The organism is Prescottella agglutinans, assembly GCF_004011865.1.
Classification (GTDB): domain Bacteria; phylum Actinomycetota; class Actinomycetes; order Mycobacteriales; family Mycobacteriaceae; genus Prescottella; species Prescottella agglutinans.
Map to the genome: position 1 here is coordinate 132402 of NZ_RKLP01000008.1, position 24952 is coordinate 157353.

General features: G+C 69.2%; 19 protein-coding genes. 10 read left to right on the forward strand and 9 right to left on the reverse strand.

Translation table 11 applies throughout. The features are described 5' to 3' along the window. Positions 1–126 precede the first annotated feature (126 nt). The 3 genes from EGT67_RS16245 to EGT67_RS16255 all read right to left on the reverse strand — a co-directional run bounded on the left by EGT67_RS16245 (position 127) and on the right by EGT67_RS16255 (position 4053). Positions 127–423, reverse strand: coding sequence for a MerR family transcriptional regulator (locus EGT67_RS16245; RefSeq protein ID WP_206612415.1), 297 nt, complete (start codon positions 421–423; stop codon positions 127–129). Between the two features lie 1212 nt (positions 424–1635). Next, positions 1636–1839 carry a cold-shock protein gene (locus EGT67_RS16250; protein ID WP_127917118.1) on the reverse strand — a complete coding sequence of 68 codons (204 nt, stop codon included), beginning with the start codon at positions 1837–1839 and terminating at the stop codon, positions 1636–1638. Between the two features lie 897 nt (positions 1840–2736). Continuing rightward, positions 2737–4053 carry an ammonium transporter gene (locus tag EGT67_RS16255; protein ID WP_127917119.1) on the reverse strand — a complete coding sequence of 439 codons (1317 nt, stop codon included), beginning with the start codon at positions 4051–4053 and terminating at the stop codon, positions 2737–2739. A 186-nt stretch (positions 4054–4239) separates the two neighbouring features. On the opposite strand from EGT67_RS16255, the gene EGT67_RS16260 reads away from it, so the two are divergent. Both EGT67_RS16260 and EGT67_RS16265 read left to right on the forward strand, forming a co-directional pair. Continuing rightward, complete coding sequence (locus EGT67_RS16260; RefSeq protein WP_127917120.1) at positions 4240–6468, forward strand: DNA polymerase III subunit gamma and tau; 2229 nt, start codon at positions 4240–4242, stop codon at positions 6466–6468. Next, complete coding sequence (locus EGT67_RS16265) at positions 6469–7506, forward strand: DUF6670 family protein (protein ID WP_127917121.1); 1038 nt, start codon at positions 6469–6471, stop codon at positions 7504–7506. Here EGT67_RS16265 and EGT67_RS16270 read toward each other — a convergent pair. After that, the gene (locus tag EGT67_RS16270; RefSeq protein WP_127917122.1) at positions 7437–7997 is read right to left on the reverse strand and encodes a dioxygenase family protein; all 561 of its coding nucleotides are present in this window, start codon (positions 7995–7997) and stop codon (positions 7437–7439) included. The genes EGT67_RS16265 and EGT67_RS16270 overlap by 70 nt on opposite strands. Positions 7998–8361: 364 nt before the next feature. Between EGT67_RS16270 and EGT67_RS16275 the strand changes: the two genes are divergently transcribed. Then, positions 8362–8724 carry a YbjQ family protein gene (locus EGT67_RS16275; RefSeq protein WP_127917123.1) on the forward strand — a complete coding sequence of 121 codons (363 nt, stop codon included), beginning with the start codon at positions 8362–8364 and terminating at the stop codon, positions 8722–8724. A gap of 16 nt (positions 8725–8740) precedes the next feature. Here EGT67_RS16275 and EGT67_RS16280 read toward each other — a convergent pair whose 3' ends face one another. Then, positions 8741–9892, reverse strand: a complete 1152-nt coding sequence (locus tag EGT67_RS16280; protein WP_127917124.1) for a site-2 protease family protein — start codon at positions 9890–9892, stop codon at positions 8741–8743. A 233-nt stretch (positions 9893–10125) separates the two neighbouring features. Between EGT67_RS16280 and EGT67_RS16285 the strand changes: the two genes are divergently transcribed. Genes EGT67_RS16285 through EGT67_RS16295 form a run of 3 tightly spaced genes read left to right on the forward strand, consistent with a single transcriptional unit; the run spans position 10126 to position 13449 of the window. After that, a complete protein-coding gene (locus tag EGT67_RS16285) occupies positions 10126–10815 on the forward strand; it encodes a hypothetical protein (protein WP_127917125.1) in 690 nt (229 codons plus the stop codon). A 43-nt stretch (positions 10816–10858) separates the two neighbouring features. After that, complete coding sequence (locus EGT67_RS16290) at positions 10859–12814, forward strand: sensor histidine kinase (RefSeq protein ID WP_127917126.1); 1956 nt, start codon at positions 10859–10861, stop codon at positions 12812–12814. Next, positions 12811–13449: a response regulator transcription factor gene (locus EGT67_RS16295; RefSeq protein ID WP_127917127.1), complete on the forward strand. Its 639-nt coding sequence runs from the start codon at positions 12811–12813 to the stop codon at positions 13447–13449. The genes EGT67_RS16290 and EGT67_RS16295 overlap by 4 nt, the downstream gene beginning before the upstream one ends. A 3-nt stretch (positions 13450–13452) precedes the next feature. Here EGT67_RS16295 and EGT67_RS16300 read toward each other — a convergent pair whose 3' ends face one another. After that, positions 13453–15159 carry an amidase gene (locus EGT67_RS16300; protein WP_127917128.1) on the reverse strand — a complete coding sequence of 569 codons (1707 nt, stop codon included), beginning with the start codon at positions 15157–15159 and terminating at the stop codon, positions 13453–13455. Between the two features lie 159 nt (positions 15160–15318). After that, the gene (locus EGT67_RS16305; protein ID WP_127917129.1) at positions 15319–16602 is read right to left on the reverse strand and encodes a trypsin-like serine peptidase; all 1284 of its coding nucleotides are present in this window, start codon (positions 16600–16602) and stop codon (positions 15319–15321) included. 339 nt (positions 16603–16941) lie between these two features. On the opposite strand from EGT67_RS16305, the gene EGT67_RS16310 reads away from it, so the two are divergent. The 4 genes from EGT67_RS16310 (at position 16942) to EGT67_RS16325 (ending at position 22094) form a co-directional block, all read left to right on the forward strand. Then, positions 16942–18156: an acetyl-CoA C-acetyltransferase gene (locus tag EGT67_RS16310; protein ID WP_127917130.1), complete on the forward strand. Its 1215-nt coding sequence runs from the start codon at positions 16942–16944 to the stop codon at positions 18154–18156. Between the two features lie 31 nt (positions 18157–18187). Beyond that, entirely contained in the window at positions 18188–20329 is a 2142-nt protein-coding gene (locus EGT67_RS16315) for a 3-hydroxyacyl-CoA dehydrogenase NAD-binding domain-containing protein (RefSeq protein ID WP_127917131.1), read from the forward strand. 207 nt (positions 20330–20536) lie between these two features. Next, a complete protein-coding gene (locus EGT67_RS16320; protein ID WP_241566064.1) occupies positions 20537–21301 on the forward strand; it encodes an SDR family NAD(P)-dependent oxidoreductase in 765 nt (254 codons plus the stop codon). 25 nt (positions 21302–21326) lie between these two features. After that, on the forward strand, positions 21327–22094 hold the full coding sequence (locus EGT67_RS16325; protein ID WP_241566065.1) for an IclR family transcriptional regulator: 768 nt from the start codon (positions 21327–21329) through the stop codon (positions 22092–22094). Between the two features lie 52 nt (positions 22095–22146). Here the strand turns inward: EGT67_RS16325 and EGT67_RS16330 are convergent, their stop codons facing one another. Further along, the gene (locus EGT67_RS16330; RefSeq protein ID WP_127917133.1) at positions 22147–23448 is read right to left on the reverse strand and encodes a class I SAM-dependent methyltransferase; all 1302 of its coding nucleotides are present in this window, start codon (positions 23446–23448) and stop codon (positions 22147–22149) included. Then, positions 23445–24875, reverse strand: a complete 1431-nt coding sequence (locus EGT67_RS16335) for an FAD-binding oxidoreductase (protein ID WP_127917134.1) — start codon at positions 24873–24875, stop codon at positions 23445–23447. Before EGT67_RS16335 ends, EGT67_RS16330 begins: the two co-directional genes overlap by 4 nt. Positions 24876–24952: the final 77 nt, after the last annotated feature.

The following is a 24952-nucleotide window of genomic DNA, read 5'->3' on the forward strand; positions in this document are numbered from 1 at the left end:
CCTGAACGGCGACACACACCACGGTAGCGTCGTTCGCTGCTCCCGAGTGACGCTTCGGGGATCGTGACGATGTAGGTACGTGGCTGGGAGGCCTGCGGTGTGTCCGTCGTGTGCCGTCGGGAGCGCTCAGTCGGCGGTGCTGTCACGATCGATCGTCTCGCTCGCTTGCCGCTGTATCTCACGGAGTTCGGTATTGATGCGTTGGGCTTCGGCGAGTTGGTCTTCGAGAATGATGATGCGGCAGGCGGCATCGAGCGCGGTGCCCTGGTCTATCAGTTCGCGGGCGCGGGCGGCGATGCGGAGCTGGTACCGGGAGTAGCGGCGGTGACCGCCCTCGGATCGCATCGGGGTGACCAGGTTCGCGGTGTCGAGGCTCCGGAGGAAGGCTTGCGTGACGCCGAGGAGTTCGGCGGCACGTCCCATGCTGTACGCCGGGTAGTCCTCGTCGTCGAACCGGTCTCCCGGGCCGCTGATGTTCGGGCTGCTGCTATCTGGCTTCGGCGGAATGTGCGTGTCGCCTTTCGTATGCACGGACGGGGGCCCCGGCGCTTGTGCGGCGCCGGGGCCCGAGGGGATTCACTTACCTGTGCCGGCCATCAGGTCGGCATCCTTACCTGTTCCCCGCCTCGGCGGACGGGACGCGATCGTGTAACAGCTAACCGTGCACCACCTCCCAGTTGGGGATCTTCTTTCGACGTTCCAGGGCAGCGATCTCGCTACCGCCCCGGGCGCGGCACCCAACCGACCGGCGCCGCAAGTACTGCACTCCCTGTTCCCTGCACTTCTTTACCGGGCGGATCGTGCTGCCCGGTAGATGGCGGGACGCATCGAGTTCTTCCTGGACACATCAACACACCTCCTCGACGCGTCCCGCCCTACTCACCAGTTCTTTCCTTCATACAGGTAGTTCGTCCTCTACCTGCCTTCTCGGATCCTTCTGTATCGACGAGAGAAACAATACAGCGGTCACTTTCGATTGTCTACAGTCGCCACTGCAGAATTTTGGTGGCAGTCGTCACGCGCACGAATCTGCAGGGTGCAATCGAGGCGGTTGCGTCGGCGGTGCGTCCGCCGGCGGAGTACGGGCGGAGTGTGGGCTGTGGATGTCTTGGGCCGCCGCTGCGCTCTAGTGAACCGCTCGCTGGCAGAATGGAATCCATGTCCCTCACCCTCGACGCAGCGTTCTGGCGCCGCGTGTACGCGGATCGACAGCGCATGGAAGAGGGGAGGGAGTGGGCGGCCTGACCTGATCGGCGGCGACGGGTCGGCGATGTCGGGGTGCGAGCGGTCCCGCTCAGTCATTTCGCCGCGATGAAGTCCGCGCGGGCGGAACTGACTGTCGTGGCGCGGGCCGTGGAGAACCTGCACGGCGTCGTTCACCCCTGAACGACGCTTCGATTCAAAGGGTTCGGCGACGCGACGGTGGACCGAGTCGAAGTGACGACCCCGAACGTCCGTCGGCCCCGGCGTCAACGCCCCTACTCGGGGCTGACCCACTGCACGATGGTCTCGGATCAGTCTGCGCGGCTGGCGATTTTCTGATAGCGGCAAATACGTCGGGCCCCGCCCCCTTGCATAGGAGGGGCGGGGCCCGACGTGGCCTCACATTCCCGCGAGGGGGAAAGCGGGGGTGGATCAGATGACGGTGATACCGGTCGCCTGGGGGCCCTTGGCGCCCTGGCCGATCTCGAACCGCACGTGCTGGTTCTCTTCGAGGTTGCGGAATCCGCCGCTCTGGATCTCCGAGTAGTGCGCGAAGACGTCAGCGGAACCGTCCGAAGGTGCGATGAAGCCGAACCCCTTCTCGGAGTTGAACCACTTCACGGTGCCTTCTGCCATGTGTATTTCCTCTTCTCATGCTCTACAACTCTGCCGAAAATTGGGCAGGGTCAAGCCGGTATCGCACGACGAGAAGATTTCCGAAGAGGAGATCCGACCGCCCGCAACAAAGAATTTGCGAGCGCGGCAAAACGCGAACAAAAACTACGACCAAACACAGTCAACCACAGATTCGGCGGGAAGTCCCGAAACCGGTCTTTCGGCCCGCGCGGGCCAAGGCGGTGTGGAGCGCCACAAGTGTTGCCGCAGAAGGCTATCGGGCGCTGAAGAGGGCGCGATGTATCTCCTCGCTAGTTCGCGGCGCCGGCCGAGAGCTAGTGGGGGCGGGGGTGGTGAGCGCTTCGTCGGCGGTGCGGTTACTGCCGCCGTCGCCTTCGGCCCGTGGGGCGTAGAAGAGTTGTCCGTTGACCGAATCATGTGTGCTGTTCACGGCGTGTCCTTTGTGTCCGGCGGTGCCGCAGGGAGCGGACTCCCGGTCGACCGGGGTGCAGCTCTCTGTGGGATGTCGATGGCCCGTACCACCGACCCGGGTATGCCCTGCGGCCGACTCGTGTGCTCGATCACCCAGTCCGCTGTCCGGGGCATGAATAGGTCGGTGGGGAGAGTAAGTCTCCGGGCGCCTTCCCACACTGTACGGCTCGCCCGAGGAATCGGCAGTCGGCTACGAACTTCCGTCTTCCGTGTCTCCCCGGTGAAGGCCGGGAACCTCGCGGACCTGCCGACGCTTCCCGGTGCCTTCCGTGCGTGACCTCAGCCCCGGTTGCTCGCCGTCAGAAGTAATTGGTGCACAACAGCTTCGTATGCGCTGATGTGGCCATCGGCGCAAGGTGGCAGCGGAATTGCCGGATCATGACACCCACCACGAGGATCCGGGCGGCAAACCTGGGCGAGCTACCGTCAGACCGCGTCGGACTCCGGTTCCGGGCGCGGCCGCGTCCGCTCGTGTTCCCGCGCGAACGGTCCCGTGGGTGCGCCATGGGCGAGTACCGCGTGCTCGTAGGCCGATTCGGCGTGCAGCGCGAGGTCGATGCCCGACGTCTCCTGTTCGGCGGTCACGCGGAACCCGACGAACCGGTCGATCAGCTTGCCCAGGCCGTACGTGACACCGAACGCGTAGAGGCCGACAACGACGACCGCGAGGACCTGCTTGCCGAGTTGCGCGAACCCGCCGCCGTAGAACAGGCCTTCGACGCCGCCCGTCATGACCTCCGAGGCGAGCAGACCGATGAGGACGGTGCCGACGACGCCGCCGACCAGGTGGACGCCCACGACGTCGAGGGCGTCGTCGTAGCCGAAGCGGAACTTCCAGCCCACCGCGAACGAGCAGACGGCGCCGGCGACGACACCGACGATCGCGGCACCGACCATGCCGACCCACCCGCACGACGGGGTGATCGCGACCAGGCCGGCGACGACACCCGACGCGGCGCCGAACGTGGTGGGGTGGCCGTCCCGCTTCTGCTCGACGAACAGCCAGCCCAGCAGGCCGGTGCAGCCGGCGACGAGGGTGTTGAGGAACACCGCGGCGGCGGTGCCGTCGGCGGCCATCGCCGAACCGGCGTTGAACCCGAACCAGCCGAACCACAGCAGGCCGACACCGAGCAGGACCATCGGCAGGTTGTGTGGGCGCATCGGCTCGTTGCGGAACCCGATGCGCGGACCGAGGACGAGTGCCAGGGCCAGGGCCGACGCCCCGGAGACGATCTCGACGACCAGGCCGCCCGCGTAGTCGAGCACACCCAGCTTCGAGATCCAGCCGTCCGGTCCCCACACCCAGTGCGCGACCGGCACGTACACCAGCAGCGCCCACACCGGGACGAAGATCATCCACGACGAGAACTTGGCGCGGTCGGCGATCGCGCCGCTGATCAGCGCGGCGGTGAGGATCGCGAAGGTCAGCTGGAAGGTCGCGAACAGGAACTCGGGCACGCCGGACCGCGCGGTGTCCGGGGTGATGCCGGCCATGCCGAAGTGCTCGAGCCCGCCAATCAGTCCGCCGCCCACGTCGTCGCCGAAGGCCAGGCTGTAGCCGACGAACAGCCACACCACCGTGACCAGGGCAATCGAGATGAAACTCATCATGATCATGTTGAGCACGCCCTTGGAGCGGACCATGCCGCCGTAGAACAGGGCGAGACCGGGCGTCATCAGCAGGACCAGCGCGGTACTGATCAGCAGCCAGGCGGTCGTCGCGGGATCGATCGTCTCGAGCATGTGAACTTCTCCTCACCGGCGGGGTGTCACCGCACGCGAGAAACGACGATCGCGTCCCGCAGTTTCGGGGGCGGGGCGAGCGTGTTGCGTCTGTGTTTCGGAAATCTCTCGACACTCGCCGAGCGGAATTCGAGGGGGGTGTCACTCCTGCGACGAACTGTCGCCGGTCGCCGGTAGTCTTTCGCCGTGGCCCTGTACCGGAAATATCGACCAGCTTCGTTCGCGGAGGTGGTGGGTCAGGAGCACGTCACCGAGCCCCTGAGCACCGCACTCGACGCCGGACGCATCAACCACGCCTACCTGTTCTCGGGTCCGCGCGGCTGTGGCAAGACGTCGTCGGCCCGCATCCTGGCGCGCTCGCTCAACTGCGTGCAGGGACCCACGTCGAGGCCGTGCGGCGAGTGCTCGTCGTGCATCGCGCTAGGGCCGGGCGGCACCGGCAACCTCGACGTCATCGAGCTCGACGCCGCCAGCCACGGCGGCGTGGAGGACACCCGCGAGCTGCGCGACCGCGCGTTCTACGCGCCCGCCGAGTCGCGGTACCGGGTGTTCATCGTCGACGAGGCGCACATGGTCACCACGGCCGGCTTCAACGCGCTCCTCAAGATCGTCGAGGAGCCGCCGGAGCATCTGATCTTCATCTTCGCGACCACCGAGCCGGAGAAGGTGCTGCCGACCATCCGGTCCCGTACGCACCACTACCCGTTCCGGCTGCTGGCGCCGTCGACCATGCGCGGGCTGCTCGAGAAGATCTGCGCGCAGGAGCACGTGCCCGTCGAGGACGCGGTGTACCCGCTGGTCATCCGGGCCGGCGGCGGCTCGCCGCGTGACTCGCTGAGCGTGCTCGACCAGCTCCTCGCCGGTGCCGGGGAGGAGGGCGTCACGTACGCGCGGGCGCTGGCGCTGCTCGGTGTCACCGACGTTGCCCTCATCGACGAGGCCGTCGATGCGCTCGCCGCGAACGACGGCGCCGGACTGTTCGGCACCGTCGACAAGGTGATGGACGCCGGTCACGACCCGCGCCGCTTCGCCGTCGACCTGCTCGAGCGGTTGCGCGACCTGATCCTCATGCGGGCCGTGCCCGACGCCGCCGAGCGTGGCCTCGTCGACGCCCCGGGTGACGTGCTCGACCGGATGCGCGAGGAGGCCGATCGGATCGGCCCCGCCACCCTGGCCCGCTACGCCGATCTGGTGCACGCCGGTCTCGGCGAGATGCGTGGTGCGACGGCGCCGCGCCTGCTGCTCGAGGTGATGTGCGCCCGGATGCTGCTGCCGTCCGCATCGGACGCGGAATCGGCTGTCCTGCAACGGCTCGAGCGGATCGAACAGGGCGTCGTGATTCCCGCGGCGTCGTCGGCCGCCGCGCCGACCGCGCCCGCCCAGCCGGCCCCCGGGCCTGCCGCCGCCGAGTCGGCGACGTCGGGCCCGGTCTACCAGCGCCCGTCGCAGCGTCGTGCGGCCGCGCCGGCGCAGGACGCGCCGCGACCGGAACCTGCGGCCGCGCCGGCGCCGGAACCGGCCCCCGCTCCGCAGGCGGAGGCGCTGCGAGCGCCCGAACCGGCCCCCGGCCCGCAGGCGGAGGCGCCACGAGTGCCCGAACCGGTGCCCGCACCCCCGGCCGAGACGCCCCGCCCCGTCGAGGCGCCCCGGCCCGCGCCCGCGCCCGAGCCGACGCCGCGACCGGTCGAGCGCGCACCGCAGCCCGTGCCGGTCCCGCCGCCACCGGCCCCTGAGCCCGAGCCTGTTTCACAGGTGGAGCCGGAACCCACTCCGGTGCAGCAGAATCCGTCGTCCCGCCCCGACGCGGCCGCGATTCGTGCCGTGTGGTCGGAGGTGCGTGCGAAGGTGCGCGAGCGCAGCCGCACGGTCGAGGTCATGCTGTCGGGTGCGACAGTACGGTCCGTCGACGGCCCGCGTGTGGTGCTCGGCCACGACTCCGCACCGCTCGCGAAGCGACTGGTCGAGCCCCGCAACAGCGACGTCATCCGGGCGGCCCTGCACGACGTGTTCGGCGGCGACTGGGAGGTCACGTGCGAGCACGGTGCCGCGGCGCCGTCCGCCGCACCGGCGCGTGCTCCGCAGCCGCAGGCGAAAGCGCCTGCCGCGCCTCGCTTCTCCCGCCCGAGTCAGGGTCGTGCCGCCGCGGCGCCGCCCCCGCAGGCCGCGCCGCGCCCGTCGTCGTCGGAACTCGACGACATCCCGCCGCCCGAGGCCCCCGACTACCCGGACGATCCGGGCCCGCCGCCCGCCGACTACTACGACGACGCTCCGCCGCCGCCCACCACCCGGGAGGACGAGGAGGAGATGATGGCGGAGGCCGCCGTGCCCGTCGATCAGGCGGACCGGCGCGACCCCGAGGACATCGCGAACGAACTGCTCGTCGAGGTCCTGGGCGCGCGCAAGATCGACGGCTAGATGACGGCGCGGTCGCTCGCCGAGCGGGTCGTCGGCGTCGTCAACCGCGTCGGGTCCGGTCCGGAGCGGCCGCTGTCGGCGCCGCCGTCGATGCGACCGCCCACCGGGCGGTGGTTCAACTGGGCGCACTACGGGGTGATGGTGCCGAATCTTCCCGAACCGCATCGCTATTTCGGGATCATGGCGATCGTCGGCACACCCGAGGTCACGGTGTTCGCGAACAATCACGTCGTCGCGACCACCCCGCGGGACACCACGACGGTGGTGTCGTCCACGGCCGCAATGACGCACGGCCAGTTCCTGCACTACCGCACCGCTCGCGACTGCGACTTCGCGGTGGACGGTTCACGGCTGCGGTTCGGCGACGACATCGCGATCGACGGCCGGTACCCGACGTTCACCGTCGCGCGGCACCACCCCGAGGTGGGCGTCGAGTTGAGTCTGCGGGCCACCGGCACCATCACCCGCTTCTTCGACATCCCGGGGCTCTACCGGCACTGGAGTCTGCTGTGTGAGTACGACGGTGTCGTCGGCGACGCTCGGGTCTCGGGACTGTGCGCGCTCGAATACGCCTGTGGCGCTGGACCGCACAGTCTGCTCCCGCCGTCGCTCGCAACCCGGGCCAAGGTGCCGGCTCGCGTCTTCACCTATCAGATCGTCAACGTCGACGACCGCACCCAGGTGCTGCTCACCCACGTGAGTGGCCCGTTCGGGATCCCGGTGATCCGCACCGCGTACGTCCGGACGGTCGACGGCGGCAGTCGCGGCTACACGACGGGCTGCACGCTCACGGTGGATCGCTGTGCGGATCAGCGACTGCGGACCCCGGACGGTCGGACGATGGCCGTCCCGGATCGGTACCGATGGAGGCTCGTCGACGGGGCGGGTAGCGAGGTGTTGTTCCTCGAGTGCGAGGCGGCGGGCGACTGGGCCTACGGCCTCGGGGCCGGGTTCGTCGGCAGCTTCCGCTACGCGGGGACGTTCGGGGGCGACGCGATCGCTGGTGTGGGGTACGCGGAGTACGTCGACGTCGGTTGAGTCGCCGCCTCGAGCGTGAAGTGGTACTCGGCCCGGTCGGTGCCGTCGGCCCCCGGACGTGGGTCCAGGATCGACCGGGTGGGCGCACCGTGCCGGATCCAGTCGTCGCGGCGGAAGTACAGCCGGGTGCTCAGTGAATACATGCCGGGTGCGCGGACGATCACGTGCAGGTGCGCGGGTCGCCACGGATGCCAGCCTTCGTGCGCGATGAACCAGCCGGTCGGGCCGCCTCGCGGGATCCGATAGGGCGCGGGCTGCACGGTCGTGACGGCGAACCGGCCGTCGCGGTCCGCGGTGCCGGTGGCGGCGAGGCGCGTGCCGGCCCGGACGGTCCCGGTTCCGTCGCTGTGCCGGACGATCACGGTCGCGCCCGGCAGGGCCCGACCGGCGCAGTCCTCGATGCGGCCCTCCAGGACGAGCGGTCTGCTTGTCGGCGCCGTAGTGGTGGGCGCTGGTGGTGTGGTCCAGCGGAAGCGGACTGGGAAGAACACAGTGGTTCCCTTCGGTGGAGTGGGTTGGGGGACAGGAGAATCAGGCGCGTCGGAACGGGCGGAACGGAGGGATACGTCTGCGCCCCCAGTCGGTGGGGTGCGGGGTGACCCCGGGTCTGCTCCCGGTCCGTGTCCGACGAGGTGGACATGCCTTCGCTACCTCCTCACCCCGCATCTGCGTCCGCAGGGTGTACGAAGTGATTGAACCCTCGCCTCGGTGGCTTGCACCAGAGTCCGTCCGGTACGCAATCGTTCGGGTGCGCGATCCGGATGACGGCTGCGTTCTCCGGATATCGGCGCTGCCGGGGCGCGGGTGGTGCAAGCGATGCGACAAACACGTGCACACTGAAATAGGCTCGCTCTCATGCTTGTTGTGACAACGAACGACATTCCCGGGTGGGAGATCCAGCGCGTGATCGGTGAGGTCTTCGGACTGACCGTCCGGTCCAGGAACATCGGATCGCAGATCGGGGCCGGTCTCAAGTCGCTTGTCGGCGGCGAACTCCAGGGGATGACCAAGAACCTCACCGAGAGTCGCAACGAGGCGATGGGGCGGCTGATCAACGAGGCCGCCCAGCGTGGCGGAAACGTCATTGTCGCAATGCGATTCGAGACGTCGGACCTCGGCGGCAACTGGTCCGAGATCTGCGCGTACGGCACGGCCGCCTACGCGGTGCCGGTCACCGACGCCGCGCGGCAGACCGCCGCGGAACTCGGCTACCGGTAGTCCGGGCGACCCCCGCTCACTCGCGATGGTCCGGTGGCCGCCCGAGTGGGAGCCCCCGGGCCGCGCGCTCGCACACCCGCCGGAGATCGGTCGCCGTGGCGATGCCGATCAGGTGCCCGCCCGCGTCGACGACCGCGAGCAGGTCCAGTCCCGGACGGAGCACGGCGGTCGAGATCACCGTCTCGACCCGGGCGTCGGGGTGGACGAGAGCGGTGTCGGGTAGCGCGCGGGCGAGGCCGGCGACCGGCCCCACCCGTCCGCCCGTCCGGGTGAGGTCGCGAAGTGCGAGCACTCCGACGGGTCGGTAGCCGTCGTCGACCACAGGGAACGAGCGGTGGCGCAGTCGTGGCAGGACGCCGGTCGCGACCGTGCCGAGGTCGTCGTCGGCGTGGACGACGACCGGTGACGGTGTCATGATCTGCCGGATCTGCAGGTCTCCCAACCGGTGTCGCGCCGTGGCGGTCATCAGTTCGACGTCGGCGGCGCTGCGCAGGAACCCGCCGAGCAGTATCCACCACAGTCCGCCGAGGCTCTGCGCGAACACCGTCTGGACCCCGCCGAGACCGATCAGGATCAGCCCCAGGACGCGGCCGCATCGGGCGGCGCCCGCTGCCGCGGACAGGCGGTCGCCTCGGCGTCGCCACAGTACGGCGTGCAGCACGCGGCCGCCGTCGAGCGGCGCACCGGGCAGCAGATTGAACACGGCCAGAACCACGTTCGCGAGTCCGAGCCAGGACAGGGCCGCGGTCAGCACCGGGTCGGTGGCATCGGGGAGGGCGATGACGAGGAGCAGCGAGCCGACGCCGATGACGAGGCTGGTGAGCGGGCCGGCGAGGGTGATCCTGAGTTCGGTACGCGGATCCGCGGGCTCGCCCTGCAGTTCCGACACGCCGCCGAGCAGCCACAGGGTGATCCGCCGGACCGGCACGCCGTCGTGGACGGCCACCACCGAGTGTGCCATCTCGTGCGCGGTCAGCGACAGCACGAACACCGCCGCGGCCAGTGCTCCGAAGGTCCAGTACTCCGCCGGCGACCGACCCGCGTACTGGGCGGGGAGGGCCGACGTGGCCAGCACTGCGGTGACCAGACCGAGCGTCACCAGCAGCGACCAATGCAGGTACAGCCGGATTCCGAACACCCGGCCGATCGGTATCGACCATTTCAGCATCGGCCACCTCGACCCGCGCTCGGCTAGTGCTGTCACCTGTAATTCCACCGCCGTTCGGGACCGGGCGCAAAGGGGCGGGGCCCTACCCGGGCCGTGTCACGTCCCGAACGGTCGGGACGCCGGTCCCTGTCGGTCGGGACACCGGGCGGGCCAGCCTGAGCGGTGAACGCGGTCAACGCGTTCCGGTGGACGCCCGCCGCCCGGCCGGCGCAGCCGCGACCGAAGGAGTGCCCGTGAGTGCAGTCGAGGTGTCCCCGAACGAGACGGCGCCGGTGGCGTCGGAGCGTCGTTCCCGGGTGTGGGCGTACTGCGGTGTCGTCGCCGGAGTCGCCGGTGTCGTCGGCATCCAGGCGAGCGGCATGATCGATGCGGCGTACACCGAGAACGTCGCCGGCGACGCGGTCGCGATCGCGCACCGACTGTCCGACCAGCGGACGGCGATCGTCGTCATGCACACATCCCTGATGATCGCCTGCCTGCTGATGCTGGTCTTCGCCGCCGGCTTGGCCCGCCGGCTCGCCGACCGCCTGCCCGAGGGGACGCTGCTGCCGGCGGTGGCGGCCGGTGGCATGGTCCTGACCAGCGCGGCCTGCCTGCTCGGTACCGGATTCACCACCGAGTTGCTGTTCGGGCTCGGCCACCTCGACGAACTCGTCCCCGAGTACGCGGTGGTGGGCGCGCACTGGATGGGCACCATCCCGTGGCTGTGGGCGGGTGTCGGCGTCAGTGGGCTCGCGGTGGCGTCGGCGCTACTGCGGCACGGCGCCGGTCCGCGCTGGATCGGCTGGGTCTCGGTGGTCCTCGGCGGGCTGACGGCCCTGTTCGGGGTCTCCCCGGTGCAGTACATGGCGGGGTTCACCGGGCCCGTGTGGGTGCTGATCGCTGCGGCTGGATTCGCGTTCGGTGACCGGGTTCGCCTGTAGCGGTTCATACTGCTCGAGCAACGGACCGAGCGGCGGAGGGGACATGGCAGAGCGGGACACGGGGGGTGCTCCGATCGCCGCGGCGGTGGTGGCGGTGACCTGTTGGACGATCGTGGTCCTCGCCCTCGTCGTGTTCTTCGCCGCGGCGCCGTCGATCGACTCGAATCAACTGTTCTTCCTGGTCGACGTGGTCGGCGGCGCGGTGTACGGCACGGTGGCGGGGGTCGTGCTGGCTCGCCGCGTCCACCCGGTGCCGATCATCCTGGGGGCGGCGGCAATCGGGATCGCGCTCGCCGCCTTCGGCTACAGCTGGTCGCAGTGGGCGACGGTCCGGCCCGGGCTGCCGTGGGTGGACGTGTTGTCGCCGCTGCAGAACACCGCGTGGATCCCGGGCACGCTGGCGCTGTTCCTGGTCATCCCGTGGCTCGTCCGGGACCATCGGCTCGACGCCGTCGCGCGGGTCGGCGTGGGGGCCGGAATCGCGGTCACCGCGTGGTACTTCTGGGCCCGGACGTTCACTGACGTGCCCCCGGTGCCGTTGCTCGCGCCGGTGGTGATCGTCGGGCTCGCCGCCGCGGCCGACGCGACCCGGCGCTGGCGCCGCGGACCTGTCGACGAACGGGTGGGGCTGGGGTGGCTCGCTCTGGGGACGGCGCTGATGGCGCTGTCGTTCGTGCCGCTGATGATGCCGCCGGCGTGGCCCGGCCTGTGGATGTTCACGCCGGTGATGCACCTGGTGGTGCAGCCGTTCTTCCTCGCGGCCATCTTCGTGTCGATCCTGCGGCAACGCATGTGGGGACTGGACCTCGTCGTGAGCCGGGCCGTGGTGGCCGGCAGCCTGACGGCGCTGCTGATCGCGTTGTACGCGGCGGTCGCGACCGTCCTGGCCAGGCTGTTGCCGGCGGGCGCCTCCACCGGCGCCCAGGTGGTGGCGGCGGCGGTCGTCGCGGTCGCGGTGCAGCCGGCGAGAATCTGGTTGCAGCGCAGGGTTCATCGACTGATCTACGGGGTCGGTGCGGAACCCGGTCGCGCGGTCCGGGAACTGGGTCGACACTTCGGGAGCGCGGAGTCGCCCGCCGAACTGCTCGACGGGCTCGCGGCCGGGGTGGGGTTGGGGCTGCGGCTCGAATCGGTGACTGTGCTGCGGGCCGACGGCGCGATCGCCGCGAGCTGGGGCACCGCGACGGGGCCGGTCGAGTCCGTGGATCTGGCGCACCGGGGTGCGCCGGTCGGGCGGCTCGAGGTGACGGCGCCGCCGGGGGAGTCGCTCGGGATCCGATCCCGGAAATCGCTGGGGGAGTTGGCCTCGGTGGTCACCGCCGGACTGGTCGTGTTGCAGTCCTCCGAGGATCTCGCGGCCGCCCGGCAGCGGCTCGCCTCGGTGCGCGTCGAGGAGCGTCGCGTGATCCGCCGCGAACTGCACGACGGCCTCGGGCCGTCGCTCGCGGGGATACGGCTGGGGCTGCAGGGCGTTCGGAACCTCCTCCCGGAGGACCCGGTGGCGGCGTCGGCGCTGCTCGATTCGCTGCAGGAACAGCTCGACCACCAGGTCGACGGGGTGCGGTCGCTCTCCCGAAGCCTCTTCCCGCCGGTCCTCGACGAGCTGGGGCTGGCCGCGGCGTTCGACGAACTCGCGGCCGGACACGCGCGCAGCGGATTCGTGCTCGACGTCGCGGCCGACGTCCCGCCCGAGCTGAGCCGGCAGACCAGCGCCGCGGCGTACGGCATCGCGGTCGAGGCCGTCACCAACGCACGCCGGCACAGCGGGGCGTCCGGCTGTCGGATCGAGGCGTCGTGCGGCACCGACGCGGCGGGCGCGCCCGTGCTGACCGTCGTCGTCCGCGACGCCGGGCGGGGGTTCGACCCCGGCGAGACCGCCGGCGTCGGCACGCGTTCGATGCGCGAGCGCGCCGACGAACTCGGAGGCACCGTCGTCATCGAATCCGGTTGCCCCTCCGGCACCGTCGTCACGGCCCGGATACCGTTGGCGGCATCATGAGCCGCATCGCCGTCGCCGTCGTCGACGACCATCCCGTGTTCCGGCTGGGGATGGTCGCGCTGCTGTCCACCCTCGACGGGTTCGACGTCGTCGCACAGGCCAGTTCGGCGGCCGAGGCGCTCGAGGTCGTGACCGGCGACGTCGACGTGGTGCTGATGGACCTCGAGCTGGGCGACGGTTCGGGGATCGACGCGACGGCCGCGCTGCGCACCCGGCACCCCGGCGTCCGGGTGCTGGTCGTGACCATGCACGAGGACGAGGACTCCCTGCTGGCGTCCATCCGTGCCGGGGCCCGCGGCTATCTGGTCAAGGGTGCCGGCCCCGACGAGGTGGAGCGCGCGATCCGCGCCGTCGCGCACGGCGACATGATCGTCGGCGCCGCCGTCGCGGCGAAGGCGCTCACCGCGGTCGCCGCGCCGCGCCCGTCGAGCGCGGTGTTCCCGGAACTGACCGATCGCGAGCGTGAGGTGCTCGACCTGATCGCGCGCGGGCACGACAACGCGACGATCTCGCGGCGACTCGTGCTGAGCCCCAAGACCGTTCGCAACCACGTGTCGAACGTGCTCGCCAAGCTGGGGCTGCCGGACCGGTCCGCGGCGATCGTGCGGGCGCGGGAGGCCGGGCTCGGCGCGTGACGCTCAGATGGCGGCCGTCGACGTCGTCGGCAGGAACGTGAAGCCGAAGCCGACGTTCGTGGTGTTGGTGGGGTCGGGGCCCGCGCCGGGGGTGGTGACCCGAACCCGGGGGATGTCCCGCGGTGCGGGCGGCAGCGTCGGGCCGTCCTGCCAGTCCGGTTGGGCGGCCTGCAGTTCCAGCGCGATCTCGATGAGTGCTGCCTCGTCCCACGGCCGACCGCCGATCTGCACGCCGAAGGGCAGGCCCGTGGCCGCCGACCGTCCCGCGGGCGTGCAGATCACCGGAGCCCCGGTGTTGTTGGCCCAACTCACGTTCCCGGTCACGCCCTCGAACACCGAGACGCCCGCGATCTCGACCCGCTCGGAACCGTCGACCTTCGATCCGGGCACCAGGATCGCGTCGAGGTCGGCGTCGGCGAACATGCGGTTGTACTCGTGCTGGTAGATCAGCCGGTTCCGGGCGGCGGTCATGTAGTCGATCGACGGCACCGCCAGCGTCGCCAGGGCGCCCGTGACGAGTGCACCGTACTTGAGCCGGTAGGCGCCCAGTCGGTCCTGGAACTGGCTGTGATAGCTGCCCATCTCCGGCATGTCCCCGGTCGGCAGGCTCGGTCGGGCGACCGGCAGCGCGACGTCGACGGTGGTGCCGCCGAGACGACGGACGAGGTCGAGGTAGTTGTCGAACAGGTCCCGGAGCGGGTGGGGCAGTGCGTCGACGCTCGACCGCACCACGCCGAAACGCTTGCCGGACAGCGGTGCCGGTCCGCCCTTCGCGGTCAGGGGGTAGCCCCCGTCCGGCACCGCAGGGCCGATCGAGGTGGTCGGGTCCTCCGGGTCCGCGCCCGCCATGTAGCCGAGCAGCAGGGCGGCGTCGGCGACGCTGCGCCCCATCGGTCCGACGTGATCGCGGGTCCACGTCAACGGAATGACGCCGCGCGTGCTGCAGCGTCCGAATGTCGGCTTGATCGACGTGATTCCGCACGCGCTGGCCGGTAGACGCAGCGAGCCGCCGGTGTCGGTTCCGGTTGCGAGCGGTGCGAAGCGCGCCGCGAGGACGGCCGCGCTGCCGCCCGACGAGCCTCCGGGCGAGAACCGGGTGTTCCACGGGTTGCCGACCTGCTCGGTGGCGACGCCGAGTGCGAACTCGTCGGTGTGGGCGTGGCCGAGCAGCACCATGCCCGCGTCGCGCAACCGCCGCCACACGGTGGAGTCGCCGGCCGCGATGTTGCCCTCGAGGACCCGGCTCGACGCGGTCAGCGGCAGGCCGGACACCGCGAACAGGTCCTTGAGCGCGAGCGGGATCCCGCACACCAGCGGGGCGGGTCCGGCGGCGGCGCGGCCCTTCCCGGACAGGCGCTGCGCGGCGGCGTCGGCGGCCTCGTAGGCCATCTCCGGGTAGATCCGGATCCAGCCGCCGATCTCGCCGTCGAACCCGGCGCTGCGCTCGAGGCAGGCGTCGAGCAGTTCGCGCGGGTGCAGGGCGCCGGACTGCAGCAGCGTCGCAGCCTCAACCGCGCTGAGCAGGGCGGGATCGGTGACGGTGACCGAGTCGGGTGCGGGCAGATTGCGCGAGGCGCCCGAGCGTCGGGGCCGGGCCGTGGCGGGGCTGTTGGTCGCCAGGCTTGCCGCACCGGCGGCGCCCAGCGCGGCCGCTCCCAGAAATCCTCGTCGTGTCACGCCGAGCCGGCGCTCGCTCCCCGTATCGCTCATAGAGTTCGATCCTCCCAGTCGATTCCCCACCGAGGGGTATCGGCTCGGCGTGACCGGACGTTTCGGACCGTGGTGGCCGGGGAGTCGGATAGACGCGAACAGGGCCGCTCCCCTCGCGGGAAGCGGCCCTGTCGGGTGCGGATCGGTGCCCGACAACCGTCAGTTGGTGGAGGCTGCCTGGGCCTTCTGGTACATCTCCTGGGTTGCCGGGCCGAAGCCCTGGCTGACCAAGGCGGGACCCATCTGCCAGCTACCCGTAGGCGCGAAGGTGCCGCTCATATCGGAGAAGCGGGAGGTGACGCCGATCTGGACGCCGGTGCCGGTGGCCGGGTCGAAGTCCTTGAACCAGGGGCCGCCGCTGGAGCCGGGGGACATCGCGGACGGGATGCTGTTTCCGTAAGTGAGGTCGTCCTGGAAGCTGGTGCCGTGGGCGTACATCATGGTGCGGCCGGCGTAATCGCGCCAATCCGAGGGGGCGGCGCCGTTCGAGGCCTTGGTGCCGTCATTGTTCTTGTACCCGTACCAGTTACGGCTGTTGTTGGTGGGATAGCCGAACTGGTAGACGGTCTGGGGATTGCTGACCTGGTTGAAGCCGATGCGCTGCCCGCCGGTCACGTCGGCGATCGGACGACTGTCGTACGGATTGTCGACGACGGCCATGGCCACGTCCGAGCCGAGAATCCAGCTGGCGTTGTAGTACCAGTTGTAGGGCATCCATGCACGTGTCACCGCCCAGACGCCGTAGGGGGCGACGTCGGTTCCGGGCGGCTGGTCGAGTTCCGGGTCCTTGACCACGCCGTCGACGATCGGCTGGCCGCGCTTCAGGTTCGCGCCGTTGAAGCCGGGGATGAAGACGGCGTTCGTGGCGACCCAGTCGCCGGTGTTGCCCCCCATTAGGGCGCTCATCTTGAAGCAGTGGCCGGCCGCCGTGATGACACTCTTGTTTGCGCTTGTGACGACATTGGCGGAACAAGCGTCGACGAACGGTTTACCGTTGCCCCCGATGTTGGTGAACTGCATCAGGAGTTTTCCGACGGTCTTGGAGACCAGGCCCTGCCCCGTCCAGGGGGCGCTGAGGTTGTCCCAGCCCCCGGGGGGAGCGACCTCTTCCTGGCCGTAGTCGTTGTCGAGGGGGCCGCTGAGCCCCGCGGCGGCTATGTTCCTGAGGGTCCAGAAGCCGACCTCGGCGGTGAGGTTCGCCTCGTAGTTGCTTCCCGCCGTGACCAGTCGATCAATCTCGACCGGCCCGTTGAGTCCGGCGTTCGCCGGGGTTGAGGTGGCGAGGGCGATCCCGGTCAGTCCGAGTGCGCAGACGGCAAAAGATGCGGCTGGCTTGACCAGCCATTTCCTGATCTCCATTAAGGTGGGTTTCTCCGGTCGTTGGTGGATGGTACTGAAACGGCGGCAATACAATTCGTGGTTGTGCGGTCGTTCGAGATCCATGCGTGACGCGGTTGAGCAGGGTTGCAAGGTAGCAATGATCATCTACCTACCCGGCGGTACTAATGGTGATGCGTGTCACAAATAGCTGAGGGGTTGCGGACGGTGTCCGGACGCCGTGCCGGTCGCCGCGTCCGCCGGCGCCCGACCGCCATTCGGTGTGATCGGACGTTTCGGTCAGCGGTCGTCGGGGGAGCCGGTGATCGCCTCGGTCATGCGGCGGGATCGCTTCGGTCCTTCCCCGCTAACTGGAACACGTTCTAAGGTGGGATCAGCCGAGGTGTGTGCCGCGTATGGGCAGGTTGCCGCGACGGCATGCAGACGTGAACAGGAAGGAATACCGTGACCACAGAGGCATTCATCTATGAAGCCATCCGAACCCCGCGTGGCCGGGGCAAGCAGAGCGGCTCGCTGCACTCGGTCAAGCCGATCTCGTTGGTCACCGGCCTGATCGACGAACTGCGCACCCGCTTCCCGGATCTCGACGAGGACCGCATCTCCGACCTGATCCTCGGCGTCGTCAGCCCGCTCGGCGACCAGGGCATGGACATCGCGCGCATCGCGGCCACCGACGCGGGCCTGCCCGACACGGTCGGCGGCGTGCAGATCAACCGCTTCTGCGCGTCGGGCCTCGAGGCCGTGAACATGGCCGCGCAGAAGGTGCGCTCGGGCTGGGACGAGATGGTCATCGCCGGCGGCGTCGAGTCGATGTCGCGCGTCAAGATGGGCTCCGACGGCGGCCCCTGGGTCAACGACCCGGCCACCAACTACGACAACTACGTCGTCCCGCAGGGCATCGGCGCCGACCTGATCGCCTCCATCGAAGGGTTCACCCGCGACGACGTCGACGCGTACGCGGTGCGCTCGCAGGACCTGGCCGCGAAGGCCTGGGCCGGCGGCTACTTCGCCAAGTCCGTCGTCCCCGTCAAGGACATCAACGGCATCACGATCCTCGACAACGACGAGCACATGCGCCCCGGCACCACGGCCGAGAGCCTCGCAGGCCTCGCGCCGGCGTTCGCCGCGGTCGGCGAGATGGGCGGCTTCGACGCCGTCGCGCTGCAGAAGTACCACTGGGTCGAGAAGATCACCCACGTCCACCACGGCGGCAACAGCTCCGGCATCGTGGACGGCGCCGCGCTGCTGCTCGTCGGCAGCGAGGACGCCGGCAAGGCGATGGGTCTGACCCCGCGCGCCCGCATCGTCGCGACCGCGACCTCGGGTGCCGACTCGACGATCATGCTGACCGGTCCGACGCCGGCCACCAAGAAGGTGCTCGCGCAGGCCGGACTGACGATCGACGACATCGATCTGTTCGAGATCAACGAGGCGTTCGCGTCCGTCGTGCTCAAGTTCCAGAAGGACCTGAACATCCCGGACGAGAAGCTCAACGTCAACGGTGGCGCCATCGCGATGGGCCACCCGCTCGGCGCGACCGGCGCCATGATCACCGGAACCATGGTCGACGAGCTCGAGCGCCGCGGCGCCAAGCGGGCCCTCGTCACGCTGTGCATCGGCGGCGGCATGGGCGTTGCCACCATCATCGAGCGCGTCTGACGCTCACGAATCAACCAGGAGAGACGAAAAAGTGAGCGATCAGAACATCATCAACTGGGAGCAGGACGCCGACGGCATCGTCGTGCTGACCATCGACGACCCGAACCAGGGCGCGAACACCATGAACGACCGGTACATCTCGTCGATGCAGGCCACCGTGGACCGCCTCTACGCGGAGAAGGACTCGGTCACCGGCGTCGTGCTGACGTCGGGCAAGAAGACCTTCTTCGCGGGCGGCGACCTGAAGAACCTGATCCAGGTCGGCCCCGAGGACGCCGAGCACATCTACAAGCACAGCCTTACCCTCAAGGCCGACCTGCGTCGCCTCGAGACCCTCGGCAAGCCCGTCGTGACCTGCATCAACGGCGCAGCCCTCGGTGGCGGTCTGGAGATCGCGCTCGCGACCCACCACCGCATCGCGGCCGACGTCAAGGGCGTCAAGATCGGTCTGCCCGAGTCCACCCTCGGTCTGCTGCCGGGTGGCGGCGGCATCGTCCGCACCGTCCGCATGTTCGGCATCATGACGGCGCTGACCCAGTTCCTGCTCCAGGGTCAGCAGCGCGGCCCGCAGCAGGCCAAGGAGGTCGGCCTGATCGACGAGGTGGTCTCCTCCGTCGAGGAACTGGTCCCCGCCGCGAAGGCCTGGATCAAGGCCAACCCCGAGTCCGGCGTCCAGCCGTGGGATGTCAAGGGCTACAAGATCCCCGGTGGCACCCCCGCCACCCCGGCGTTCGCCGCCAACCTGCCGGCGTTCCCGGCGAACCTGCGCAAGCAGCTCAAGGGTGCCCCGATGGAGGCCCCGCGCGCGATCATGGCCGCGGCCGTCGAGGGCTCGCAGGTGGACGTGGACAACGCGCTGGTCATCGAGTCCCGCTACTTCACCAAGCTGGTCACCGGCCGCGTCGCGAAGAACATGATCCAGGCGTTCTTCTTCGACATGCAGGCCATCGGCTCGGGTGCGTCGCGTCCGAAGGACATCCCCAAGCGTGAGATCAAGAAGGTGGGCGTCCTCGGTGCGGGCATGATGGGCGCCGGCATCGCGTACGTGTGTGCCAAGGCCGGAATCCCGGTGGTGCTCAAGGACGTCACGATCGAGGCCGCGGAGAAGGGCAAGGCGTACTCCGAGAAGATCGAGGCCAAGGCGCTCTCGCGTGGCAAGACCACCGAGGAGAAGTCGAAGGCGCTGCTGTCGCTGATCACGCCGACCGCGGACCCGGCGGACTTCGCCGGCGTCGACTTCGTGGTCGAGGCCGTCTTCGAGTCGCCCGACCTGAAGAAGAAGGTGTTCCAGGAGATCGAGGACATCGTCGAGTCCGACGCTCTGCTCGGTTCGAACACCTCGACGCTGCCGATCACCGATCTCGCGACCGGCGTCAAGCGGGCCGAGGACTTCATCGGCATCCACTTCTTCTCGCCCGTCGACAAGATGCCCCTGGTGGAGATCATCCGCGGCGAGAAGACGTCGGACGAGACGCTGGCTCGCGTCTTCGACTTCGTGCAGGCGATCCGCAAGACCCCGATCGTCGTCAACGACTCGCGCGGCTTCTTCACCTCGCGTGTCATCGGCACCTTCGTCAACGAGGCCATCGGCATGGTCGCCGAGGGCATCGAGCCGGCCACCATCGAGCAGGCGGGCATGCAGGCCGGCTACCCGGCGGCGCCGCTGCAGCTGTCGGACGAGCTGAACCTCACGCTCATGCAGAAGATCCGCGCCGAGTCGAAGGCCGCCGCGCTGGCCGAGGGCAAGGAACTCCCGGCCGACCCGGCCGGCGACGTGATCAACTACCTCGTCGAGGGCAACGACCGCAAGGGCCGCCTCGGCGGCGCCGGGTTCTACGACTACACGGACGGCAAGCGCACCGGCCTGTGGCAGGGCCTGCGCGATCACTTCAAGTCCGGTTCGGTGACCCCGCCGATCCAGGACCTGATCGACCGCATGCTGTTCATCGAGGCCATCGAGACCCAGAAGTGCTTCGACGAGGGCGTCATCACGTCCACCGCCGACGCCAACATCGGCTCGATCATGGGCATCGGCTACCCGGCCTGGACCGGTGGCGTCAGCCAGTTCGTCGCCGGCTACCCGGGCGGTAAGGCCGGATTCGTCGCCCGCGCCGAGGAACTCGCCGCCAAGTACGGCGAGCGGTTCACCCCGCCGGCGTCGCTGAAGGGCTAGCGGAAGCCGCGTAGTTGGAGGGCGGATCCCGATCGGAACCCACGGTCGGGATCCGCCCTTTCGCGTTCGCTGGGGCCGACCTGCGTTTTTCCGCGAGGCGGGAAAGACCCTGGGCCCGAAACCCGGGTCTCGTTAGGTTCTCCCCAGTGTGGTCCGGGACACAGGGTCGCGGACCTGCCGAGCGAACGGAGAATCACCATGCTGGCGTTGACTTTCCCTGAGGGAGCGGCCCTGGTCTTCGGCGGTAGCGGCGGAATCGGACGTGGCGTCGCTCGCGAGTTCGCGCGCGCCGGGACGGCCGTCGCGGTCTGCTACAACTCCAAGCGCGACGTCGCCGAGGAGACCGTCGCCGAGTTGCGCGCGCTCGGGGTGAAGGCGAGTGCGCACCAGGTCGACGTCCGCGACGAGGCCGCCGTCACGCGCGTGATCGACGACGTCGTCGCCGAGCATTCCCGGATCCACACGCTCGTGTGGGGCGCCGGTCCGGTGGTCGACCAGATCACCGTCGCCGAGACCACTCCGGCGCAGTACCGCCGGTCCGTCGAGATCGAGACCCTCGGGATGTACACGGCCGTCCACGCCGTGCTTCCGCACTTCCGCGAGCACGGCGGAGGCTCGATCGTCCACCTCGGTTCGGCCGGTGACCACTGGTTCCCGACGCTCGACGGGCTCTCGGTGATCCCGAAGGCCGCCAACGAGGCGCTGGTCCGCGGCGTCGCGAAGGAGGAGGGCGCCCACAACGTCCGCGCCAACTCGGTGCTGGTCGGCGTGATCGAGGCTGGTATGTTCCTCGAACTCCAGGCGCAGGGCGTCTTCGACGAGGAGTGGACGCGGGAGGTGCACAAGCTGGTTCCGCTGAAGCGCTGGGGCAAGCCCGCGGACATCGGGGCGGCGGCCGTCTTCCTCGCCTCGGAGCAGGCCAACTATATTACGGGGCAGCAGATTTCAGTGTCAGGCGGATTTGGCGTCTGACCTGGCGTAGTGAGAGGACGTGGCCGTGCCGCGAATCAGCGAAGATGCCCCGGCCACGTCGATGCTCGACCGGATCGAGTTGGTGCTCGAGGCGCTGGACGACCACGGGTACCTGACCCTGAGCCAGACCACCCGGCTCACGGGAATCCCCAGCTCCTCGGCGCACCGACTGCTCGAGAAGATGGTCGCGATGCGCTGGCTCAATCGGGTCGGTTCCCGCTACGAGCTGGGAGTTCGTCTGTTCGAGTTGGGTTCGCGGGCGATCCGGAACCACTGGTTCCACCGGGTCTCGCTGCCGATCATGCAGGAGCTGCACCGCACGACCGGCGCGGTCGTCCATCTCGCGTTCCTCGACGGCGCCGACGGGATCTACTGGGAGAAGCTGTCGGGGTCGTTCGGGGCCAACGTGCCGTCGCGGATCGGGGGGCGCTACCCGGCGCACCGGTCCGCGGTCGGCAAGGCGCTGTTGACCCAGATCCCGTCCGAGGCACTGGACGATCCGATCTTCGACCACGTCGAGACCGGCGTCGTCGGGGGACGCAAGGCGCTGCGGGCGGAACTCGAGCGGGCCGCGTCAGAGGGCGTGACGTTCGACCGGGGCACGTTCTCGTCGTCGCTCGGTTGTGTCGGGGCACCGGTCTCCAAGGGGATCCCCAAGCCGGCCGCGATCTCGATCTGTGGTCCGGTCGACCGGGTGACCAAGGATCGGCGCATGATCGAGGCCGTCCAGCGCGCTGCCGCCGCGATCGAGCGGGCGGCCCGTCAGGTCGACGCCGACTCCCGCACCACGTGACGAAGGTGCCCGCCGTCCGCAGGGACGGCGGGCACCTTCCGTGTCTGTGCGATCAGCCCTTCCACCACGGGCGCAGCGGGACGTCCGCCTCGCCGTTCGGACCGAGCTTGACGGCCAGCACCTGGTGCAGCTGAACGACGTTGCGCTCGAACCCGAGTCGCGAGCCGGCCATGTACAGGCCCCACACCTTCGCGGTGCCTTCGCCGACCTCCGCGACGCAGGCGTCCCAGTTCTCGACGAGGTTCCGGCACCAGCCCGCCAGGGTCAACGCGTAGTGTTCGCGCAGGTTCTCCTCGTGGCGCACCTCCAGGCCCACGTTCTGGATCTCGCTGATGATCCGGCCCGAGCCGGTGAGCTCGCCGTCCGGGAAGATGTACCGGTCGATGAAGTAGCCGGCCTTGGCGCCACTGCGATTGTCGGGGCGGGTGATGCAGTGGTTGAGCAGGCGACCACCCTCGCGCAGCTTCTCATTCATGAACCCGAAGTACGACGGGTAGTTGTGCACGCCGATGTGCTCGGTGAGACCGATCGACGAGATGGCGTCGAAGCCGGTCTCCGGCACGTCCCGGTAGTCGGAGAACCGCACCTCGGCCAGTTCGGACAGGCCTTCCTCGGCGATCGCCTTCTGCGCCCACTCGGCCTGCTCGCGCGAGAGGGTGGCGCCGATGACCTTGACGCCGCGCCGCGCGGCGTAGCGGACCATGCCGCCCCAGCCGCAGCCGATGTCGAGCAGGCGGTCGCCCGCCTTCAGCCCGAGCTTGTCGAAGACCAGGCGGTACTTGTTCTCCTGCGCGCCCTCGAGGCTCTGATCCCGGGACTCGTAGGCGGCGCACGTGTAGGTCATCGACGGGCCGAGCACGTACTCGTAGAAGGTGTTCGAGACGTCGTAGTGGTGGTGGATCACCTCGGCGTCGCGAGTCTTCGAGTGCCGCAAGCCCTCCGCGAACCGGCGCCAGCGAGGCAGGTGCTCCTGCGGCGGGGGCGCGATGGGGCGGAGCTTGTCCCAGCCGATGGACCGGGTGATGGTCGCGAGTTCCTTCGCCGAGGGTCGATGGAAGTGCAGGTCGGTCATCGCGCGGAGGATCTCGTACGGATCGCCGGGGTGAACGCCGGTGGCCTCCAGGTCGCCCGAGACGTAAGCGCGCGCCATGCCCAGGTCGCCGGGGGCGGTGGCCAGGTAGGTGGTGCCACGCGTCGAGTTCAGGTGCAGTCCGTACGGCGCGTTCTCCGGCCCGGTGGCGCTGCCGTCGTACGCGGTGAAGCGCAGGGGGATCTCACCGTCGGACACGGTTTCGAGAATCTGCGCGAGATTGAGCTTCTTCACCGGATCGGACTTCGTTCCGAGGGTCGTCACTTTCGTTGCACCGCCTTCGAGTAGAGGTCGAGTAGACGTGAATCGGGGTCGTATCGCTTCTTGATCTGTTCGTAGTGGTCGCCGCCGTAGAGCAGCGCGAATTCGTCCTCGTCGTAGAACGATTCGGAGTAAAGGGACTTGTGGCCGTCGAGGTCGCTCACCTTCTTCTCGATCAGCCGGTTCGCTGCACCGACGGGCGCGCCCGGCACGATCGGCACCGACGACCAGAAGCCGATGTTGACGTACGAGCGGCCGGGTTCGAGCGGGTACAGCGGCCACGGCCGCGTGGTGTCCGCGGCGGGATGCGCGGGGTCGCGAAGACGCAACGGGCACAGCCACAGTGGCTCGATCGGGATCTCGTCGAGGAACCAGTGGAGGAATCGCGCGGTGTTCTCGATCGGCACCTCGACGTCCTGCACGACGCGCTCGCGCGGCGGCAGGCCCTTGCGCGCCTCGAGGCGGTCCCCGATGTCGTACTTCTGGTCCAGGCCGATCAGCTTCCAGTAGAAGCTGCTGCGCCGGTAGCGTTTCGGCCAGAACCGCCGGATCTTCGGGTTCTGGGTGCCGAACGCGCGCGAGCACCAGAACCAGTCGGTGTCCCAGCGCCACAGGTAGTCGTGGATGGTCAGCCGGTCGGTCTTGGGGTGGTTGATCGATTCGTGCTGGATGGACCGGTAGTAGATGTCCATGTCGGTGTAGTCGCTGACCGGTCCGGGCTCGTCGGTCTGCACGCCGAGCGTCAGGTACGCCTCGTCGGCGGTGAAGACCGTGCCGTCGAGGTAGTCGACGTCGACGCCGTCCCACGTCCGTTCGGTGACGATGCGGTCCATCGTCTCCTCGAGCCGATCCAGGTCGGTGAATCGCAGGTGCCGCAGCGCGACGTACCTCTTCACCGGCTCGAGCTCGATCCGAATTCGTGTCGAATAGCCCAAGGTGCCATATGAATTCGGGAACGACCGGAACAGGTCGGTGTGCTCGCCGTCCGGGGTTGCGGTGATGATGTCGCCGCTTCCGGTGAGGATGTCGATCTCGAGGACGGACTCGTGGGGGAGACCGTTGCGGAACGACGTGGACTCGATGCCGAGTCCGGTGACCGCACCGCCGAGGGTGATGGTTTTCAGCTGCGGCACCACCAGCGGGGCGAGCCCGTAGGGGAGTGTCGCGGCAACCAGGTTCTCGTAGGTGCACATCCCCTGGACGTCGGCCGTACGGGCCTCGGGGTCGACGGAGATGACGCCGTCGAGTCCGGACACGTCGAGGCCCGGCGCGGTGCTCTTCGCTCGCGCGCGGAACAGGTTGGACGTCTTCTTCGCCAGGCGCACATTCGCATCGGGGGGGATCGCCCGGTAGCTGGACAGCAGGCGCTGGACTCCCGCACGATGCGCGGCAAGCCCGATTTCGCGGATACCACTCTTGGAGTCGACCACCCCCTGACGCTATCGCTAGTCGGATCGGTCGGCCATCGATATCCCGGCGAGTCTTTAGATCTGTAGCTATGCTAACG

What these genes read in the sequence shown, in the direction of transcription:
- EGT67_RS16245 (WP_206612415.1), bottom strand. Translation starts at nt 423, where the DNA reads ATGGGACGTGCCGCCGAACTCCTCGGCGTCACGCAAGCCTTCCTCCGG.
- EGT67_RS16250 (WP_127917118.1), bottom strand. Translation starts at nt 1,839, where the DNA reads ATGGCAGAAGGCACCGTGAAGTGGTTCAACTCCGAGAAGGGGTTCGGC.
- EGT67_RS16255 (WP_127917119.1), bottom strand. Translation starts at nt 4,053, where the DNA reads ATGCTCGAGACGATCGATCCCGCGACGACCGCCTGGCTGCTGATCAGT.
- EGT67_RS16265 (WP_127917121.1), top strand. Translation starts at nt 6,469, where the DNA reads ATGACGGCGCGGTCGCTCGCCGAGCGGGTCGTCGGCGTCGTCAACCGC.
- EGT67_RS16275 (WP_127917123.1), top strand. Translation starts at nt 8,362, where the DNA reads ATGCTTGTTGTGACAACGAACGACATTCCCGGGTGGGAGATCCAGCGC.
- EGT67_RS16280 (WP_127917124.1), bottom strand. Translation starts at nt 9,892, where the DNA reads ATGCTGAAATGGTCGATACCGATCGGCCGGGTGTTCGGAATCCGGCTG.
- EGT67_RS16290 (WP_127917126.1), top strand. Translation starts at nt 10,859, where the DNA reads ATGGCAGAGCGGGACACGGGGGGTGCTCCGATCGCCGCGGCGGTGGTG.
- EGT67_RS16295 (WP_127917127.1), top strand. Translation starts at nt 12,811, where the DNA reads ATGAGCCGCATCGCCGTCGCCGTCGTCGACGACCATCCCGTGTTCCGG.
- EGT67_RS16300 (WP_127917128.1), bottom strand. Translation starts at nt 15,159, where the DNA reads ATGAGCGATACGGGGAGCGAGCGCCGGCTCGGCGTGACACGACGAGGA.
- EGT67_RS16305 (WP_127917129.1), bottom strand. Translation starts at nt 16,602, where the DNA reads ATGGATCTCGAACGACCGCACAACCACGAATTGTATTGCCGCCGTTTC.